This is a genomic window from Mesorhizobium sp. AR10, assembly GCF_024746795.1.
Lineage (GTDB): Bacteria > Pseudomonadota > Alphaproteobacteria > Rhizobiales > Rhizobiaceae > Mesorhizobium.
This window is the reverse complement of record NZ_CP080524.1, coordinates 1,802,719-1,819,129: the sequence shown is the minus strand read 5'-3', so window position 1 is coordinate 1,819,129 and position 16,411 is coordinate 1,802,719. Positions and strand designations below refer to the sequence as shown.

The 16,411-nt window shown below is 63.6% G+C and carries 18 protein-coding genes, 1 pseudogene and 1 riboswitch; of the genes and pseudogenes, 10 read left to right on the top strand and 9 right to left on the bottom strand.

The features are described 5' to 3' along the window. Positions 1-132 precede the first annotated feature (132 nt). Positions 133-1,080, top strand: coding sequence for a DMT family transporter (locus tag LHFGNBLO_RS12315; RefSeq protein WP_258607529.1), 948 nt, complete (start codon positions 133-135; stop codon positions 1,078-1,080). Positions 1,081-1,086: 6 nt separating this feature from the next. Here LHFGNBLO_RS12315 and LHFGNBLO_RS12310 read toward each other — a convergent pair whose 3' ends face one another. The 3 genes from LHFGNBLO_RS12310 to LHFGNBLO_RS12300 form a co-directional block, all read right to left on the bottom strand. Further along, complete coding sequence (locus LHFGNBLO_RS12310) at positions 1,087-1,458, bottom strand: response regulator (protein ID WP_258607527.1); 372 nt, start codon at positions 1,456-1,458, stop codon at positions 1,087-1,089. A 64-nt stretch (positions 1,459-1,522) separates the two neighbouring features. Beyond that, positions 1,523-2,065, bottom strand: a complete 543-nt coding sequence (gene hpt / locus LHFGNBLO_RS12305; protein ID WP_258607525.1) for a hypoxanthine phosphoribosyltransferase — start codon at positions 2,063-2,065, stop codon at positions 1,523-1,525. 24 nt (positions 2,066-2,089) lie between these two features. Beyond that, the gene (locus tag LHFGNBLO_RS12300) at positions 2,090-2,728 is read right to left on the bottom strand and encodes a hypothetical protein (protein WP_258607524.1); all 639 of its coding nucleotides are present in this window, start codon (positions 2,726-2,728) and stop codon (positions 2,090-2,092) included. A 192-nt stretch (positions 2,729-2,920) separates the two neighbouring features. Between LHFGNBLO_RS12300 and ftsE the strand changes: the two genes are divergently transcribed. The 3 genes from ftsE to LHFGNBLO_RS12285 all read left to right on the top strand — a co-directional run bounded on the left by ftsE (position 2,921) and on the right by LHFGNBLO_RS12285 (position 5,405). Continuing rightward, entirely contained in the window at positions 2,921-3,580 is a 660-nt protein-coding gene (gene ftsE / locus LHFGNBLO_RS12295) for a cell division ATP-binding protein FtsE (protein ID WP_258607522.1), read from the top strand. Continuing rightward, a complete protein-coding gene (locus tag LHFGNBLO_RS12290; RefSeq protein ID WP_258607520.1) occupies positions 3,573-4,562 on the top strand; it encodes a cell division protein FtsX in 990 nt (329 codons plus the stop codon). The genes ftsE and LHFGNBLO_RS12290 overlap by 8 nt, the downstream gene beginning before the upstream one ends. 126 nt (positions 4,563-4,688) lie before the next feature. Next, positions 4,689-5,405, top strand: a complete 717-nt coding sequence (locus LHFGNBLO_RS12285) for a YdcF family protein (RefSeq protein ID WP_258607518.1) — start codon at positions 4,689-4,691, stop codon at positions 5,403-5,405. Between the two features lie 15 nt (positions 5,406-5,420). Here LHFGNBLO_RS12285 and LHFGNBLO_RS12280 read toward each other — a convergent pair whose 3' ends face one another. Beyond that, positions 5,421-6,047: a pyridoxamine 5'-phosphate oxidase family protein gene (locus tag LHFGNBLO_RS12280; protein WP_258607516.1), complete on the bottom strand. Its 627-nt coding sequence runs from the start codon at positions 6,045-6,047 to the stop codon at positions 5,421-5,423. Between the two features lie 111 nt (positions 6,048-6,158). Between LHFGNBLO_RS12280 and LHFGNBLO_RS12275 the strand changes: the two genes are divergently transcribed. Together LHFGNBLO_RS12275 and LHFGNBLO_RS12270 are read left to right on the top strand one after the other, a co-directional pair. Continuing rightward, positions 6,159-7,070, top strand: a complete 912-nt coding sequence (locus LHFGNBLO_RS12275; protein WP_258607509.1) for a LysR family transcriptional regulator — start codon at positions 6,159-6,161, stop codon at positions 7,068-7,070. Between the two features lie 113 nt (positions 7,071-7,183). Further along, complete coding sequence (locus tag LHFGNBLO_RS12270; RefSeq protein ID WP_258607507.1) at positions 7,184-7,978, top strand: lysophospholipid acyltransferase family protein; 795 nt, start codon at positions 7,184-7,186, stop codon at positions 7,976-7,978. Between the two features lie 13 nt (positions 7,979-7,991). Here the strand turns inward: LHFGNBLO_RS12270 and LHFGNBLO_RS12265 are convergent, their stop codons facing one another. Then, a complete protein-coding gene (locus LHFGNBLO_RS12265) occupies positions 7,992-8,939 on the bottom strand; it encodes an aldo/keto reductase (RefSeq protein WP_258607505.1) in 948 nt (315 codons plus the stop codon). Positions 8,940-9,070: 131 nt separating this feature from the next. Further along, a pseudogene (locus tag LHFGNBLO_RS12260) lies at positions 9,071-9,606 on the bottom strand (gamma-glutamylcyclotransferase). A gap of 123 nt (positions 9,607-9,729) precedes the next feature. Between LHFGNBLO_RS12260 and LHFGNBLO_RS12255 the strand changes: the two are divergent. Both LHFGNBLO_RS12255 and LHFGNBLO_RS12250 read left to right on the top strand, forming a co-directional pair. Continuing rightward, complete coding sequence (locus LHFGNBLO_RS12255) at positions 9,730-10,728, top strand: DUF2125 domain-containing protein (protein WP_258607503.1); 999 nt, start codon at positions 9,730-9,732, stop codon at positions 10,726-10,728. Positions 10,729-10,737: 9 nt separating this feature from the next. Next, positions 10,738-11,661, top strand: a complete 924-nt coding sequence (locus LHFGNBLO_RS12250; RefSeq protein ID WP_258607501.1) for a sugar kinase — start codon at positions 10,738-10,740, stop codon at positions 11,659-11,661. 5 nt (positions 11,662-11,666) lie between these two features. Here the strand turns inward: LHFGNBLO_RS12250 and LHFGNBLO_RS12245 are convergent, their stop codons facing one another. Both LHFGNBLO_RS12245 and hisC read right to left on the bottom strand, forming a co-directional pair. Next, complete coding sequence (locus tag LHFGNBLO_RS12245; protein ID WP_258607499.1) at positions 11,667-12,602, bottom strand: prephenate/arogenate dehydrogenase family protein; 936 nt, start codon at positions 12,600-12,602, stop codon at positions 11,667-11,669. Between the two features lie 4 nt (positions 12,603-12,606). Next, a complete protein-coding gene (gene hisC / locus LHFGNBLO_RS12240) occupies positions 12,607-13,716 on the bottom strand; it encodes a histidinol-phosphate transaminase (RefSeq protein WP_258607497.1) in 1,110 nt (369 codons plus the stop codon). 153 nt (positions 13,717-13,869) lie between these two features. After that, positions 13,870-13,947, top strand: a riboswitch (SAM riboswitch). Between the two features lie 88 nt (positions 13,948-14,035). On the opposite strand from hisC, the gene metX reads away from it, so the two are divergent. After that, positions 14,036-15,205: a homoserine O-acetyltransferase MetX gene (gene metX / locus LHFGNBLO_RS12235; protein ID WP_258607487.1), complete on the top strand. Its 1,170-nt coding sequence runs from the start codon at positions 14,036-14,038 to the stop codon at positions 15,203-15,205. Next, a complete protein-coding gene (metW, locus tag LHFGNBLO_RS12230) occupies positions 15,202-15,816 on the top strand; it encodes a methionine biosynthesis protein MetW (protein ID WP_258607476.1) in 615 nt (204 codons plus the stop codon). Before metX ends, metW begins: the two co-directional genes overlap by 4 nt. A gap of 23 nt (positions 15,817-15,839) precedes the next feature. Here the strand turns inward: metW and LHFGNBLO_RS12225 are convergent, their stop codons facing one another. Further along, positions 15,840-16,160, bottom strand: a complete 321-nt coding sequence (locus tag LHFGNBLO_RS12225; protein WP_258607474.1) for a DUF1330 domain-containing protein — start codon at positions 16,158-16,160, stop codon at positions 15,840-15,842. Between the last annotated feature and the right edge of the window lie 251 nt (positions 16,161-16,411).

The following is a 16,411-nucleotide window of genomic DNA, read 5'->3' as shown; positions in this document are numbered from 1 at the left end:
ATCAGCCGCGGACCAATCGAAAAGTCCTCACTCGTGCCCGCTGCCCGAAACGGTGGCGGGTTCTTTTTCTCCTGACAGCCGCCGGCATGTGGATGTGATACGGATTGGCGAGGATTTCAGTCTGGAAAGACCATGCAGAACCGCATCCTTCTCGGTATTTTCTGCCTCTGCGTCGGCGTCGCAGTGTTTTCGCTGCAGGACGCACTGATCAAGGATATTTCCGGGGCCTATCCAGTCACCGAAGCGATCGCCATCCGCGCCATCGTCGCCATGCCGATCCTTCTTGCCGTCGTTCACCTGGACACCGGTGTTGGCGCCATCTTCGCCGAAAGCATCGGCTTCCTGACGGTCCGGGCGCTGATCATGTTCGGGGCTTATGGCACCTATTATCTGGCGCTGCCGGCACTGCCGCTGGCCGACGCGGTGGCGCTGTTCTTCACCACGCCGCTGTTTATCCTGCTGCTGGCCGGTCCCTATCTCGGCGAGCGCGTCTCATGGAAAAGCCTGGTGTCGGTGGCGGCCGGCATGATCGGCGTCGTCATCATGCTGCGTCCCGGCGCCAGCGTGTTCGAATGGGCGGGGCTGCTGTCGCTGTTTTCGGCAGCGCTTTATGCCTTGTCGCAATTGATGGCACGCAAGGTCAGCGTCACGGTGACCGCGCCGGTGATGACCTTCTATCAGAACGGCGTCTATCTCGCCGGCGCGCTTCTGATCGCCGGGCTTTTCATGGCGCTCGGCATCGAACACGCCGCCCATCCAAGCCTCGAGTTCCTGGTCAGGCCCTGGACCTGGCCAACGACGATCGATTTCCTGAAAATGGCCGCCTGCGGCGTCATCGCCTCGGCCGGCATGCTGCTCCTGTCCCAGGCCTACCGCCTGGCGCCGGCCAACAGCGTCGCCACCTTCGAATACACCGGCATCATCTGGTCGCCGCTGTGGGGGTTGCTGTTCTTCGCCGAAGTGCCGCAGTCGACAACCGTGATCGGTGCGGCCCTCATCGTCGGCGCTGGTCTGTTCGCGCTGAATGCCGGCCGGCGCAAGGAGAGGGGCGCGGCGTTTGCCGCGAGCGATCCTGCCTGACCGCAGTCAGGCGAAGCAGGCAAGCGCCCGTTCGACACGGGCGCGGATTTCGGCCAGCGTGAACGGCTTCTGCACGACGTCGAGAATGACGCCGTTCAACTCCTCGGCACGCTCGCGCTGGTCGGCATAGCCGGTCATCAGCATGATCTTCATCGCCGGAAATTGGGCTGCGGCCGCCTTGGCCATTTCGATGCCGTCCATCTCCGGCATACGGATGTCGGAGACGACAAGATCGTAGCCGCCAAGTGCTACGCGGATCAGGGCGAGCCCTTGCGCGCCGTCGGCGGCGATGTCGACGCTATGCCCCGCGCGTTCGAACGCGCGGGCGGCCAGGGTGCGGACGGACTCATCGTCCTCGACGATTAGAAGCTTTGCCATGGCGCGATACTTGGCGAGGAAAAGTTGACTTTTCCTGAACCGCCAACGGCATCACAGACGAAATCTAGGCATCACCTTTGACGATGCCGACGAACGGCAATTCGCGAAAGGCGTGGGCGACATCCATGCCATAGCCGACGACGAAATAATCGGGGCAGTCGAAGCCGACATAGTCGGCGTTGAGCGCGGTCTGGCGGCGCATGCGCTTGTCGAGCAGCACTGCAATGGCACAACTCTTGGCGCCGCGCGACAGCATCAGCTCGCGGGTGAAAGACAACGTCTTACCCGATTCAAGGATGTCGTCGATCAACAGCACGTCGCGGCCGGCGACCTCATTGTCGATGTCGCGCAGCACTCTCACTTCGCCGCTGGTGGTGCCGGCGCCGTAGCTGGAAATGAAGATGAACTCGACCTCGGGCGACAGGCCGACATCGTGCATGGCACGAATGAGGTCGGCCGCGAAGATGAAGGATCCCTTCAGCACCGAAATCACCAGCAGGTCATGGTAATCGTGCCCGGCGATCTCCTTGGCGAGCTCCAGATTCCGCCGCGCGATGGCGGACGCCGAAAACAGGACTTCGATGTCCTTGCCGCGTACGACTGGCATTTTCCGCCTTCCCAGAATGGTCGCCTAGTTGGCGAAGGTGACCGACACGGTCCTTACCCCGTTTCTAGGCAGGTCGAGCCGGCTGGCAAAGCCAAATCTTTCGCCCGGCGCCAATGAACGGTTGGATGTCCCCAACGTATAGCGGGTGATGTGGCTGTCATTTCCGGTGACCCGGATTTCCAGCGGTGGCAACTGCGCGGCCTTCGCCCCGTCATTGGCGGCTTCGCCATCGACAAACAGGACCGGACTGGGACCGGACGCATCGACGCGGGAGGTGACGCCTGAAATGCTGAGTGCAGCGCCAGCCTGTTGCTCGGCTGCCCAGAACGGCTGTTGGCGCACCAGCGCGTGGCCACCCGAGACCCAGAAGGCGGCAAGTGCTGCGCCGACACCGGCGATCCAGAAGATCGGTCCGCCGCGCGCGGCCGGAGGCCGGCCCAATGCGGCTTCCGGCTTGCGCAGCATATCCATGCCTTCGAGCGTCGGCGCGGCAATGTCGCGTGGAAGCGGCGGCACGGCTTCCGCCTTCAGAGCAAAGCGCGGCAGCACTTCATAATCGGCATCGATGACGTCGGTTGGCGGACCCCGCAATTCCGATGCGGCGGCTGGTCCGGTCATGATTTCGCCGGAAACCGGGCGCGCGGTTCGATCCTCAGCCATCACGGCCCCAGTATTGCAGCACTTGTTCGCTCTTCGTTTCTTTTGCGTAAAGGGAAATGGTTAACGCTTCCCCACCGGAAACCCTGTGCCAAACCGAAAAGGCTCGAAAATTAACCAAGGGTTAACCATGCCGGCCGATGGTCATTTCCAGGAAAAGGCTGGCTCGTTGCCGCCAAGAGTTTCAGGTCGTCGAACGTGATCCGCTTCGAAAATGTCGGCCTCCGCTATGGCATGGGTCCGGAAATCCTCCGCGACATCTCCCTGCACATTCCGGAGCGCTCCTTCCAGTTCCTGAGCGGGCCTTCGGGCGCCGGCAAGACGACGTTGCTGCGCCTGTTGTTCATGTCGCTGAAGCCGACGCGCGGCCTAATCACCATCTTCGGCAAGGACCGCTCGCGCATTTCGCGAAACGAACTGCCGCATCTGAGGCGCCGCATCGGCGTCGTGTTCCAGGATTTTCGCCTGCTCGACCACATGACCACCTATGAGAATGTGGCGCTGCCGCTGCGCGTGCGCGGGCGCGAGGAAGCGAGCTACCGCACCGACGTCACCGAGCTGCTGAAATGGGTCGGCCTCGGCGAGCGCATGCATGTGCTGCCACCGGTGCTGTCCGGTGGTGAAAAACAACGCGCCGCGATCGCCCGGGCGCTCATCGAACAGCCCGAGATCCTGCTTGCCGACGAGCCGACCGGCAATGTCGATCCGCCACTGGCGCGCAGGCTTTTGCGGCTATTCATCGAGCTCAACCGGCTGGGCACCGCGGTGGTGATCGCAACCCACGATCTCGGCCTGATGGAGCAGGTCGACGCGCGGCGCATGATCCTGGCCGGCGGAAGGCTCGATATCTATGACTGACCTTTCCGCCGACCATCCCCGCGATCAGCCCATCGAGGAGGCCGAGGCGAAGCCGCGCGCCCAGCGCAAGATGGCGCCGATCGTCCCGGCGCAGAACATCGCCGGCCGGGCATTGGTGCTGGTCATCGCCATCATGACCTTCCTGTCGTGCCTGACCTTCGGCGCGGTCACGCTGGTGCGCGACACCGCCTCGGTCTGGGAGAACCAGATTTCGCGAGAGGCGACGATCCAGATCAAACCCGTCGACGGCCTCGACATGGAAGCTGCACTTGCTCAGGCGTCGCAACTCGCCAGCGAGTTCCCCGGCGTTAAGGCTACCCGGATCATCGACCGCGACGCAACGGCACGTCTGCTGGAGCCGTGGCTGGGCTCGGGCCTGAACATCGATGAACTGCCGGTGCCGCGTTTGATCATCGTCACCATCGACGAGAGCAGCCCGCCCGATTTCGCCGCCATGCGCGCGGCGATCACGCCCAAGCTGCCGAGTGCATCACTTGACGATCATCGCACCTGGGTCGACCGGCTGGTCGCCATGGCCCGCACGACGGTGACCATCGGCATCGCCGTACTGGCGCTGATGCTGTCGGCGACCGTGCTGACCGTGGTGTTCGCGACGCGCGGCGCCATGGCCGGCAACGGCCACATCATCGAGGTGCTGCATTTCGTCGGCGCCGAGGCGCGCTTCATCGCGCGGGAATTTCGCCGGCATTTCCTCGTCACCGGCATGAAGGGCGCGGCCGCTGGCGGCGCCGCAGCGATACTCGTCTTCGTCGTCTTTTCCTGGTGGTCGTCGCGCAACATGGCAACGCCTCAGGCCGATCAGGCGACCGCCTTGTTCGGCAATTTCGCCATCGGATCGGCAGGCTATCTCGGCGTCGGCCTGATGGTGCTGGTGATCGGCGCACTGACGGCGGCGACGTCGCACGCCACTGTCGTCGCCTATCTCAGCGACATCGATGTTCGCCAACCGGATGGAGGCTAATGCATGTCGCCCAACAGTGCACAGCGGTCTTGGGACAACGACATGCAGCCCAGGAGCTATCACGGATGAAAACTGCCGTAACGCAATGTGAGCTTCCAAAGGCCACATTTCAGGATTAACCATAGGATGATGGACGCGCGGAATTCAACCGGAACGGCTGGACAGATGCCAGTGGTGGTTGCCCGTTCGCGTGAGCGCGGCCGAATGATGGCTGCGCTGCGCATTTCCGCTCTCTTCCTGCTTCTGCTTGTGGCGCTGTTTGCCGGTGGCTTCGGCTGGTTTGCCAACACGGTCAGCCATCTGACGACCCCGGCCAATCCCGCAAAGGCCGACGCCATCATCGTGCTCACCGGTGGTCAGTCGCGCCTTGATGCAGCAATCGATCTGCTGGCCTCCGGCAAGGGCGAGCGGCTGCTGATCAGCGGCGTTCATCCTTCGGCCAGCCGCCGCCAGCTTCAGGCCGCGACCGGCGGCAACAAGGCGCTGTTTTCCTGCTGTGTCGACATCGACCGCGCCGCGCTCGACACGATCGGCAATGCCGAGGAAAGCGCCAAATGGGTGGAGAGCCACGCCTACGGCACCGTCATCCTCGTCACCAACAACTACCACATGCCGCGCAGCCTGCTGGAGATGGGCCGGCTGCTGCACGGCGCCAGGCTCGAACCCTATCCGGTGGTCAACACCAATCTCGGCAATGGCGGCTGGCTGACCAAGCCCGAGGCGCTGCGCGTGCTGCTGACCGAGTACAGCAAATATCTGCTGGCGCTGGCGCGCGGCATCGTGCCGGTTCGCCAAACCGGCGGCAGCATCGCGCTGGCCGAGGTTTCAACAGTCAAGCGCTGACTGTATCGGCGCAGATCATCCGCCAACGCCCGATGCTCCACCCAGGCGCGCGACCTCCTGTTCGAGGCGCTCTATCCGCCTGTCACGTTCGGCAAGCGCTGCGGCCACGTCGGCCGCTTCGAAGCGCTGCGGAATATGCTGCGAGCAGTTGGAATCCCAGGCCGAGACCGTGAATAGGATGACCTGCTCGGGACGTGCCTTGTAGTCCTGCGGCATCAGCTTTGCCGTCAGTTCGGCGTCGTCTTCGACGACGCGTGCCGAGCCCCAGATCTTGATGCGCTGCCGATGGGCGTAGTCGATCAGGAACAGGAAAGCCTGCGGGTTGTCGTCCAGATTGCCCTGGGTGATGAACTGCCTGTTGCCGGCAAAGTCCGTGAAGCCGATCGTCTGCTCGTCAAGTACCTTGAGGAAGCCGGCAGGCCCGCCGCGGTGCTGGATGTAGGGCTGGCCGTCGCCGTTGGCCGTCGACAGGAAGACGCTGGTCTGCGCCTCGATGAAGGCGGCGAGGTCGGGCGTGATCTCAGCCTGCCAGCCACCACGTTCCTCGACGCGGGCATAGGCCTGCCGGGAGCCCTTGCGGGTCTGGATCGCCTTGACGGTTGGCGTGAAGGCGACGTCGCTGGTGAAGGCATGAGCGTTCATGGAAACTCCTCCAAGGCAAACTGCCGGTGTTACCCGTCAGAGATAGAGCCTTCCATCTTTTCAATGTAGGTGACATACCTGCCACTTGTCCTTCCACTTTCCGGAAGAATGATGGATCGTCTCGAAGCCATGTCGCTTTTCGTTGCCGCCGTGGAGGCCGGCAGCCTTTCCGCTGCCGGGCGTCGTTTCGGTGTCCCGCTGGCGACAGTCAGCCGCAAGGTCTCCGACCTGGAGCGGCAACTGAAAACACGCCTCTTGAACCGCTCGACGCGGCAGCTGACGCTGACCGATGCCGGTCACGCCTATCTCGTCGCCTGCCGTCGCATTCTGGGTGAGGTCGGCGAGGCCGAGCGCGCCGCCGCCGGCGAATACAGCGCGCCTACGGGCGAACTGATCATCACCGCGCCGATCGTCTTTGGCCGCCTGCATGTGCTGCCGGTCGTCACCGAATTCCTTGCGGCCTACCCCGATGTGGACATCCAGCTGACGCTCGCGGACCGGATAACCCAGCTGATCGAGGAACACATCGATCTCGCCATCCGCATCGGCGAGCTTCCCGATAGCACCATGGTCGCAACCCGCGTCGGCTCGATCCGTCGCGTCGTTTGCGCGAGCCCGGCCTATCTGACCGAACACGGCACGCCGAAGACCCCAAAAGACCTTGCAGCGCACAGCTGCATCAGCTTCGAGGGGCCTGCCGCGCTCGCCACATGGACCTTTGGCACGGACAAGGCCGAACTCACTGTTCCGATCCGCTCGCGGCTTCGCGTCAACACCGCCGAAGCTGCGATCGATGCCGCGATTGCCGGCGTTGGCATGACGCGGGTGCTTTCCTACCAGATATCAGCTGCGGTCCGGTCGGGCGCGCTCTATCCCGTGCTGGAAGCGTTCGAGCCTGCGCCGTGGCCCGTCAGCCTTGTGCATGCCGGCCAGGGCCTGCTGCCGGTGAAGCTGCGTGCGTTCCTCGATTTCGCCGCCCCGCGCGTGAAGGAGCGGCTGGCGCAGGCGACATGGCGGAGCTGATGAACGCAATAGCGGTTCATCGCAGGCCCGGAGCGATCTCCGGCCACTGCGCCGTTTCCTTTTTCCCCGCGCTTGGTGTAACCAACGCACACCTCCTCACCGGGCCCTCCCGCATGCTCCTTATCCGCTCGCTGGCGTTCAACCTCGTCTTCTATGTCAATCTGATCGTCCAGATGGTTGTCTGGACGCCCTACTACTTCCTGTCGCCGCGTCACCGTGCCTGGTTCGTGCCGAAATTCTGGTCGCGCACCAGCCTTTGGCTCTATGAGAAGATCGCCGGGACCAGAAGCGAGATCACCGGCCAGGAAAACCTGCCCGAGGGTTCCTTCATCCTGGCGCCGAAGCATCAGTCCTTCTGGGACGCGATCGCCTTCTTCCCTTTCCTCAACGATCCGCTCTACATCCTGAAGCGCGAGCTGACCTGGATCCCGTTCTTCGGCTGGTACATCCTGAAAATGCGGATGATCCCGGTCCATCGAGGCAGCCGTTCCAAGGCGCTGAAGGCTGTGGTCGCGGCAACCAGGCAGGAGATGGCACGCAATCCGCGCCAGCTCATCATCTACCCGGAAGGCACAAGGCGTCCGCCGGGCGACGAGCCAGCCTACAAATACGGCATCGTCGAGCTCTATACACAGCTTGGCGTTCCTGTGGTGCCGGTCGCCCATGTCGCCGGCCTCTATTGGCCGCGCCGGAAGTTCCTGCGCTTTCCCGGCACGATCAAGGCGCGCTTCCTGCCGCCGATCCCCCCTGGATTGGACAAGGAAGAATTCATGGAGCGGCTGATCGGCGATACGGAAGCCGCCTGCGACCAGCTCCTCATCGAAGCGTCACAGGCGCCGAACCCGCCGGCTATGCCGCCGACGGCAGTGAAGCGGTTGAGCGAGCTGGCCGCGGCCGCAAAAGCCTGACATCAGACCCCGACTACGCGCTCGCTCTGTCGAGTTCGGCCACATCTTCCGAGCTGAGGTTCAGCGCAGCGGCGCGCACGAGGCTGTCGACCTGCTCCAGCGTCGTAGCGCTGGCGATCGGCGCGGTGATGGCGGGTCGTGCCATCACCCAGGCGAGCGCCACTTCCGCCTGCTTGGCGGAGTGACGCGCCGACACTGCGTCGAGCGCGGCAAGGATGCGCATACCGCGCGCATTGAGATAGCCCTTAACGCCGCCGCCACGCGCGCTTTTGCCGAGATCGGCTTCGCTGCGGTACTTGCCGCTCAAGAACCCCTTGGCGAGGCTGAAATAGGTGATGACGCCGAGACCTTCGTCTGCACACAAATCATGCAGCTGCCCATCGAGCGACGAGCGATCGTACAAATTGTATTCCGGCTGCAGCACTTCGTAGCGCGGCAGGCCGCGCAGGCTTGCGACATCCAGCGCGGCGCGCAACTGGCCGGCGTCGAGATTGGAAGCGCCGACGTGGCGGATCTTGCCTTTGGCGAGCAGCGTCTGGTAGGCGCCGAGCGTTTCCTCGTACGGGGTGGTCGGGTCCGGCCAGTGCGACAGATAGAGATCGACGACATCGGTCTGCAGCCGCTTCAACGAGGCATCGATAGCCTTTTCGATATAGGCGGCGGAGAGGTCCTTCTTGCCTTGCCCCATATCCGAACCGACCTTGGTGATGACGACAACCTTGTCACGATTGCCGCGGCTTTTCATCCATTTGCCGATGATGGTCTCGGACTCACCGCCAGTGTGGCCGGCGATCCAGCGCGAATAGGCATCGGCGGTGTCGATGGCGTTGAGGCCGCCGCCGAAAAACCGGTCGAGCAGGTCGAAGGAGGTTTTTTCGTCGGCGGTCCAGCCAAAGACGTTGCCGCCCAGAACCAGCGGCGCGATGGAAAGGTCGGTGTGACCGAGACGGCGTTTCTGCAAGATTGATCTCCGTAGTGCTCTGGGGGATGGATCGGGTGAAAGCCCCTGGCGGACGTCAGGTCCGGAGCCTAACCTAGGTCTGGCCCCGGCGACGTCAAAGGCCTGGTCGCGTTTTCCAACCAGCCAGGGCTTCACAAAGGCGCGACTTGCCGCGCCACCTCTTCCAACCAATGGTCGCGGATGCCCAGCGCCTCGAGATGCTCCAGCGTGTTGAGCACATAGTCTTCGTTCTTTCCGGACTGGCCAACGGCGCCGCGAACGATATCAGCCGCATCGGCCTCATCGAGCCCACCCGCATACTGTTCATGGTGACGGTCGACGATGTAGGTGACTGCCTCGACAGGCTCGCCCCCATTCGTCCCGGCCTTGTCGAGGCGGACGGAGAGTACGCGCTCAAGATAGACATTGGTGACCAGTTCACGCTCGCGCAGATAGGCAATGACCTCGCCGCGCAAATCGCCGGGCACGCGAAAGGCCAGCCCGATGCAGGAGCACCATGGTCGAGGCCGAGCACCAGCCCTGGCCGCTCGCGCGTTCCGCGATGCACGAAGGAATAGACGCAGAGCGACCGGCGGTAGCCGTACAGGCGCGCGCGCCGCGTCTCGACATGCGCGAATCCCGGTCGCCAGATCAGTGACCCGTAGCCAAAAACCCAAAAATCGCCCATATCGCCGAGCCTGATGCACTAGAGTGACGACACCGCACCGGAATCGGTGTTGTTCTGCCTACCTTTTTGCTGGGCGTAAAACGACAGCCCGCTCACCACATTCGCGTTAACGAGAGCCGCAGCATGACGTCAAGTGACGAGCGCCCGCCGAATTTCCGCCGCCGCCTGTTCTGGCTTGCCGCTTTCATCGTCGTGCTGTTCGGCATCTACAGTGGCGGCTGGTTCTATCTGGCGGACAGGGTCAAAAGCGAAGCCGACAGCGCGGTGGCAGCGCTCAACGGCAACGGCATCGAGGCCGGGTGCGCCAATCTCACGGTCAGCGGCTACCCGCTCAGCTTTGCCGTTTCCTGCGACAACATGGCTTACGAGGATGACGCCAGGAACATTGCCGCCTCGACCGGCAGCTTCAATGCCGTCGCACAGATCACGCAGCCCTTGTCGCCTGTCGCCGACCTGCGGGGACCGCTCAGAACCTCGGTCCCCGGCATGGTGCCGTTGTGGATCAACTGGGACAATCTGCAGGCCAGCGTGAACCTGTCCTGGCCCTTGCCCCGGCGCATTTCACTGCAGGCCGAAGGCCTTTCCGGCCAGACCGATCCGGCCGACGACACCGACCCCGTAGAGCTGTTCAGTGCCGGAACGGCGGCGGGGCAACTGCGTCCTAACGGCGGGGACGTCGACTATACCGGCAGCTTTGCCGATCTCGAAATCGACCCCGAAGCGATCGGCGGACGCGTGCTGCCGCCGCTCGACGGCAGCGGCGACGCGACGCTCAAGAACGGCGTGGCGCTGATCAAGACGCAGACCAAGAGTCTGCGTGGCCAGGCGGTCGATATCCGCAAGCTCGATCTGTCGTCGGGAACCGCGCGCATCACCGTTTCCGGCCCGGTGTCGGTCGATGCCGAAGGCCTTGTCAACGCCGAGCTGACGATCAAGCTGAAGGATCCGAAAGCCGTGGCCGCAATCCTTGCCACCGCCATTCCTGAGCAGAAAGGCCCGATCGAACAGGGCTTTGCCGGCCTGGCACTGCTCGGCAACGAACCGTCAATGCCGCTCAGGATCGTCAAGGGCAAGGCCTCGCTCGGCTTCATCCCGCTGGGCAAGATCAAGCCGGTCGAATAGCACAGTCTCATGAACAGACCCGTGAACCTCCTCAGCGTTGGCGCCCTGACGCTCGACACGATCCTTCGCGTCGATACACTGCCCGCGCATCAGGGCAAGTTCATCGCCTCGGACGGCGTCCAGATCGCCGCAGGCATGGCATCGAGCGCTGCCTGTGCGGCACGCCGGCTCGGTGCAGAGGTATCGCTGTGGGCGAGCGCGGGCGATGATGCCGTCGGCGACCAACTGATCGCCGGGATCGAGGCTGAAGGCGTCGATTGCGGATTTGTCCGGCGCGTCGTCGGTGCCCGATCGGCGCTGTCCTCCATCCTGGTCGATGCCCATGGCGAGCGCATCATCGTGCCTTTCTATGACAAGCGCGCCCAGGCCGATCCCGAGAAGCTGCCTGCCACCGACCTCTCCGCATTCGACGCCGTGCTGGTCGATGTGCGCTGGCCGGGCGCTGCCTCCCTGGCTCTGACTGCGGCGCGAGCCACCAGCCGTCCAGCCATACTCGACGCCGACACCGCACCGCTCGACGTGCTGGAACGCCTGTTTCCGCTGGCGTCGCACATTGTCGCATCGGAGCCGGCGGCGCGCATCCTCTGCGGCAAGGAGCTTAGCCCGGAACAGGCCTGTGAAGCCCTGGCGCGACGCACCGATGCCCTCGTCGCGGTAACGGGCGGCGCGGCGGGAAGCTGGTGGTTCGACCGCTCCGCCGGATCCGTGCGCCATGTCGCCGCGCCAAGGATCAAGGCGGTGGACACGCTGGCTGCCGGCGACGTGTTCCACGGCGCCTTTGCCGTCGGATTGGCGGAAGCCATGCCGGTCGAACACGCGTTGCGCTTTGCCAGCGCCGCCGCGGCGCTCAAATGCCTGCGCTTTGGCGGCAGGCTGGGCGCGCCCGACAGGACCGAGACGCTGGCGATGATGGCGGCTCACTGGCCTGCCTGAAAAACTCAGCCCTTTGCCGGGTGCTCGACGGCCTGGCGTCCGAAATCGGGAACGTCGATGTCCTGGCCGGCCTCGATGATCGAGCGGCGCACGGCGCGGGTGCGGGTGAACAGGTCGAACAGCTTTTCGCCGTCGCCCCAGCGGATCGCCCGCTGCAGCGAGGCGAGGTCTTCCGAAAACCGCGCCAGCATTTCGAGGATGGCATCCTTGTTGTGCAGGCAGACGTCCCGCCACATGGTCGGATCGGAGGCGGCGAGACGGGTGAAGTCGCGAAAACCCGAGGCTGAATATTTGATGACTTCGGACTTGGTCACCGACTGCAGATCGTCGGCGGTGCCGACGATGTTGTAGGCGATGATGTGCGGCAGATGCGAGACGATGGCCAGCGTCATGTCGTGATGCTGGGGGTCCATCGTGTCGATGTTGGAGCCGCAGCGCCGCCAGAATTCCGAGAGCTTTTCCAACGCGTCTGGATCAGTGTCGGGCAACGGCGTGAAGATGCACCAGCGGTTCTCGAACAGATCGGCGAAACCGGCATCCGGTCCCGATTTTTCGGTACCGGCCAGCGGATGGCCGGGAATGAAGTGCACGCCATCGGGCACATGCGGCTGCATTTGCGCGATGACCGATGCCTTGGTCGAGCCGACATCGGTGAGGATGGCGCCTGGCTTCAGCGCCGGGGCGATTTCGGCGGCGACCGCGCCCGAAGAGCCGACCGGCACCGAAACGATGACCAAATCGGCATCGCGGACCGCCTCTTTCGCATCCGTGGTGTAGGAATCGCCAAGGCCAAGTTCGCGCGCTCGCGCCAGCGTCGCAGCGCTTCGGGTCGAGATGGCGATGTGACGGGCCAGCCCCTCGCGGCGGATGATTCGGGCCAGCGACGAGCCGATCAGGCCGATACCGACCAGCGCGATCTTTTCGAACATCGGTGATGTCATTGCTTCAGCTTTTCAGAAATGTCGTGAGAGCGGCGACAACGCCGCGATTGGCCTCTTCGGTGCCGATGCTCATGCGCAGCGCATTCGGAAAACCGTAGCCGGAAACGCGCCGCAAAATATAACCGCGCTGGCTCAGATATTCGTCTGCCGCAGCCGCCGAATGCTTCTGGTCGTCGGCGAAGTGGATGAGGATGAAATTGCCGACGCTCGGCGTCACCCGCAGTCCAAGCCTGGTCAATTCCTCGCTCAGCCAGGCCAACCAGGTCTCGTTATGGGCGACGCTGCGCTCGACATGGGCGCGGTCGCGGATCGCGGCTATGCCGGCCTCGATCGCCGTCGCGTTGACGTTGAAGGGACCGCGCACGCGGTTGATCGCGTCGACGATATGCGTCGGCGCATACATCCAGCCGATCCGCGCGCCGCCAAGACCGATCTTGGAGAAGGTGCGAGTCATGACCGCATTCTCGGCGCCGCCCACCAGTTCGATGCCGGCTTCATAGTCGTTGCGGCGGACATATTCGGCATAGGCGGCATCCAGCACCAGAAGCACGTTCCGGGGCAGGCCGGCATGCAGGCGGCGCACCTCCTGGAACGGCACATAGGTGCCGGTCGGGTTGTTGGGGTTGGCGAGGAAAACAATCTTGGTGCGCGGCGTCACCGCGGCAAGGATCGCATCGATGTCGGCGCGCTCGTCGGTCTCCTTGACCGATACCGGGACGGCACCAGCCGACTGGATGTAGATCTTGTAGACCATGAAGGCGTGTTCGGTGAAAATTGCTTCATCGCCGGGCGCGAGATAGGTCTGCGCCAGCAGGCCGAGAATCTCGTCCGAACCGTTGGAACAGATGATGTTCGCCGGGTTGAGGCCGTGCACCTCGGCGATCGCCTCGCGCAGCCGCCTGGCGGTGCCGTCGGGATAGATGTCGAGCTTTCCAGCAATCTCCCGCGCCGCCTCTATCGCCTTCGGCGAGGGACCGAGCGGGTTCTCGTTCGACGACAGCTTGTAGACCTTGGCGACACCGGCGGGTGCGGCGCTCTTGCCCGGCACATAGGCTTCGATGTCCATGATGCCCGCGCGGGGCGTTGGCCGTGCCTGATCCGGTCTCTGGTTCATGTCGCAAAATCCGTCGAGAATGCTTCCGCTGGCGAGAATGCTTCCGCCGAGAAGCCGCTGCGGAAATACAAGCCGTGGCCCGGAATGTCGAGAGGTGGCAGTGGTGCGGGCGGCTGACCGTTGACGCCCGCACGCGTCCGCCCTAGAAGAGATACCAACTTCCGTGGTGATTTGGCCGGTCGGCTTGCAGCCACGTTAAACAACTTGCTAAAGGGCCGTTTGCATCCTGTAACCGGCTTTGCGAAGGCACTGCCGGTTTTTTGTTGTCCGCGACCGGCCGGACGACGACCGCATCGATGCGGAATGTAAGAGAGACGTAATGGCCGCTCTGCGCGCTGGAAAGACCAACAACGAGGCCGACGCACCGTCGAGCCCAGTGTTGCGTTTCGGCGCCGACAAGCCGCTCAAGCTCGACGCGGGCACACTGCTGTCGCCGTTCCAGATCGCCTACCAAACCTACGGCACGCTCAACGACGCCCGCTCCAACGCCATCCTCGTCTGCCATGCGCTAACCGGCGACCAGCACGTCGCCAGCACCAATCCGGTGACCGGCAAGCCGGGCTGGTGGGAAGTGCTGATCGGCCCCGGCAAGATCATCGACACCAACCGCTTCTTCGTCATCTGCTCCAACGTCATCGGCGGCTGCCTTGGCTCCACCGGCCCGGCTTCGACCAATCCCGCCACCGGCAAGCCCTATGGGCTCGACCTGCCGATCATCACCATCCGCGACATGGTCCGGGCGCAATTGATGCTGGTCGACCATTTCGGCATTGAGAAGCTGTTCTCGGTGCTTGGCGGCTCGATGGGCGGCATGCAGGTGCTGGAATGGGCGTCGAGCTATCCGGAGCGCGTCTTCTCGGCGCTGCCGATCGCCACCGGCGCGCGTCATTCCTCGCAGAACATCGCCTTCCACGAGGTCGGCCGGCAAGCTGTCATGGCCGATCCGGACTGGCATGGCGGCAAATATTTCGAGCATGGCAAGCGCCCGGAAAAGGGGCTGGCGGTGGCGCGCATGGCCGCCCACATCACCTATCTGTCGGAAGCCGCCCTGCACCGGAAGTTCGGCCGCAACCTGCAGGACCGCGAAGCGCTCACCTTCGGTTTCGACGCCGACTTCCAGATCGAAAGCTATCTGCGTCATCAGGGCATGACCTTCGTCGATCGCTTCGACGCCAACTCCTATCTCTACATGACCCGTTCCATGGACTATTTCGACCTCGCCGCCGACCACGGTGGGCGGCTGGCCGACGCCTTCGCCGGCACCAGAACCCGCTTCTGCCTGGTCTCCTTCACCAGCGATTGGCTGTTCCCGACCGAGGAGAGCCGTTCGATCGTCCATGCGCTGAACGCCGCCGGCGCATCCGTATCCTTCGTCGAGATCGACACCGACCGCGGCCATGACGCCTTCCTGCTCGACGAGCCGGAACTGTTCGCCGCCATCAACGGCTTCATCGGCTCAGCCGCGCGGGCGAGAGGGCTCGCCTTATGAGCGTGAACCGCGCCCAGCGCGTCGACCTCGAAGTCGTCGCCGATCTCATCCCGCCGCAATCGCGAGTGCTGGACGTCGGCTCCGGCGACGGCTTGCTGCTTGAATTGCTGCAGGACACCAAGCAGGTCGACGGCCGCGGGCTGGAGCTGTCGCAGCGCGGCGTCAACGAATGCGTGGCGCGCGGCCTCAGCGTCATCCAGGGCGACGCCGACAAGGACCTCGAATTCTATCCCGACAAGGGCTTTGATTTCGTCGTCCTGTCGCAGACCTTGCAGGCGACCCGCAACCCGAAGCTGGTGCTCGACGAACTGCTCAGGATCGGCAACCGCGCCATCGTCTCCTTCCCCAATTTCGGCCACTGGCGGGTGCGCCTGTCGCTGTTCCTCAACGGGCGGATGCCGGTGACCAAGGACCTGCCCTACTCCTGGTACGACACGCCCAACATCCATTTCTGCACCATCCGCGACTTCGTCAATCTGTGCGACGAGCTCGGCGCGACGGTCGAGAGGGCAACCGCGCTCGACGGCAACGGCCAGAAGATCGGCCTGTCGATGCCGTGGTGGTTCTGGAATTTCTTCGGCCAGCAAGCGGTGTTTCTGCTGAAGCGATAGCGGAAGCCTGCCGGCCCACGTGCCTATTCCAGAACATCCGTGGCTTTGTGCGGATGCCGGACGCCATCAGCGAAAACCACATCGGAGCGCGAGTTGTCGGTGCGCAACGCCAGGATCTCCTGATAGGCCCGCGAATGATACCATCCGCGTGCATGCTCCCTGTCGGGAAACTCGATGACAATCAGATGCCCTGGCCAGTCGTTTTCGATCACCTCCACATCGCCGCCATGGACCAGAAACCGGCCGCCGAAAGGTTCGAGCGTGGCATCGATCTTCTGCAGATATTCGACGATCTGCGGACCCATTGTGGCTTGGCGCATATGGGCAACGGCGTATGCGGTCATGGCTGAACTCCCTGTTGGATCGAAGCCGAAACAACCGGCTTCATGAGGGCAATCTGCCTGGACCTTGAACGCCGGTCGATTACGTCGGGAGTAATAGGTATGTTTACATTTTTGCCGGCGATGAAGATATCTTCCGCAAACCGTTTGGGGATTCCCAGCCGGTAGGCGGTGTGGCAATTGAGGCGCTGGTTATGGAATTCGCCGGGCCGGACAGGTTCCGCTCAACACTTTGTGATGACACGACGGCTGCT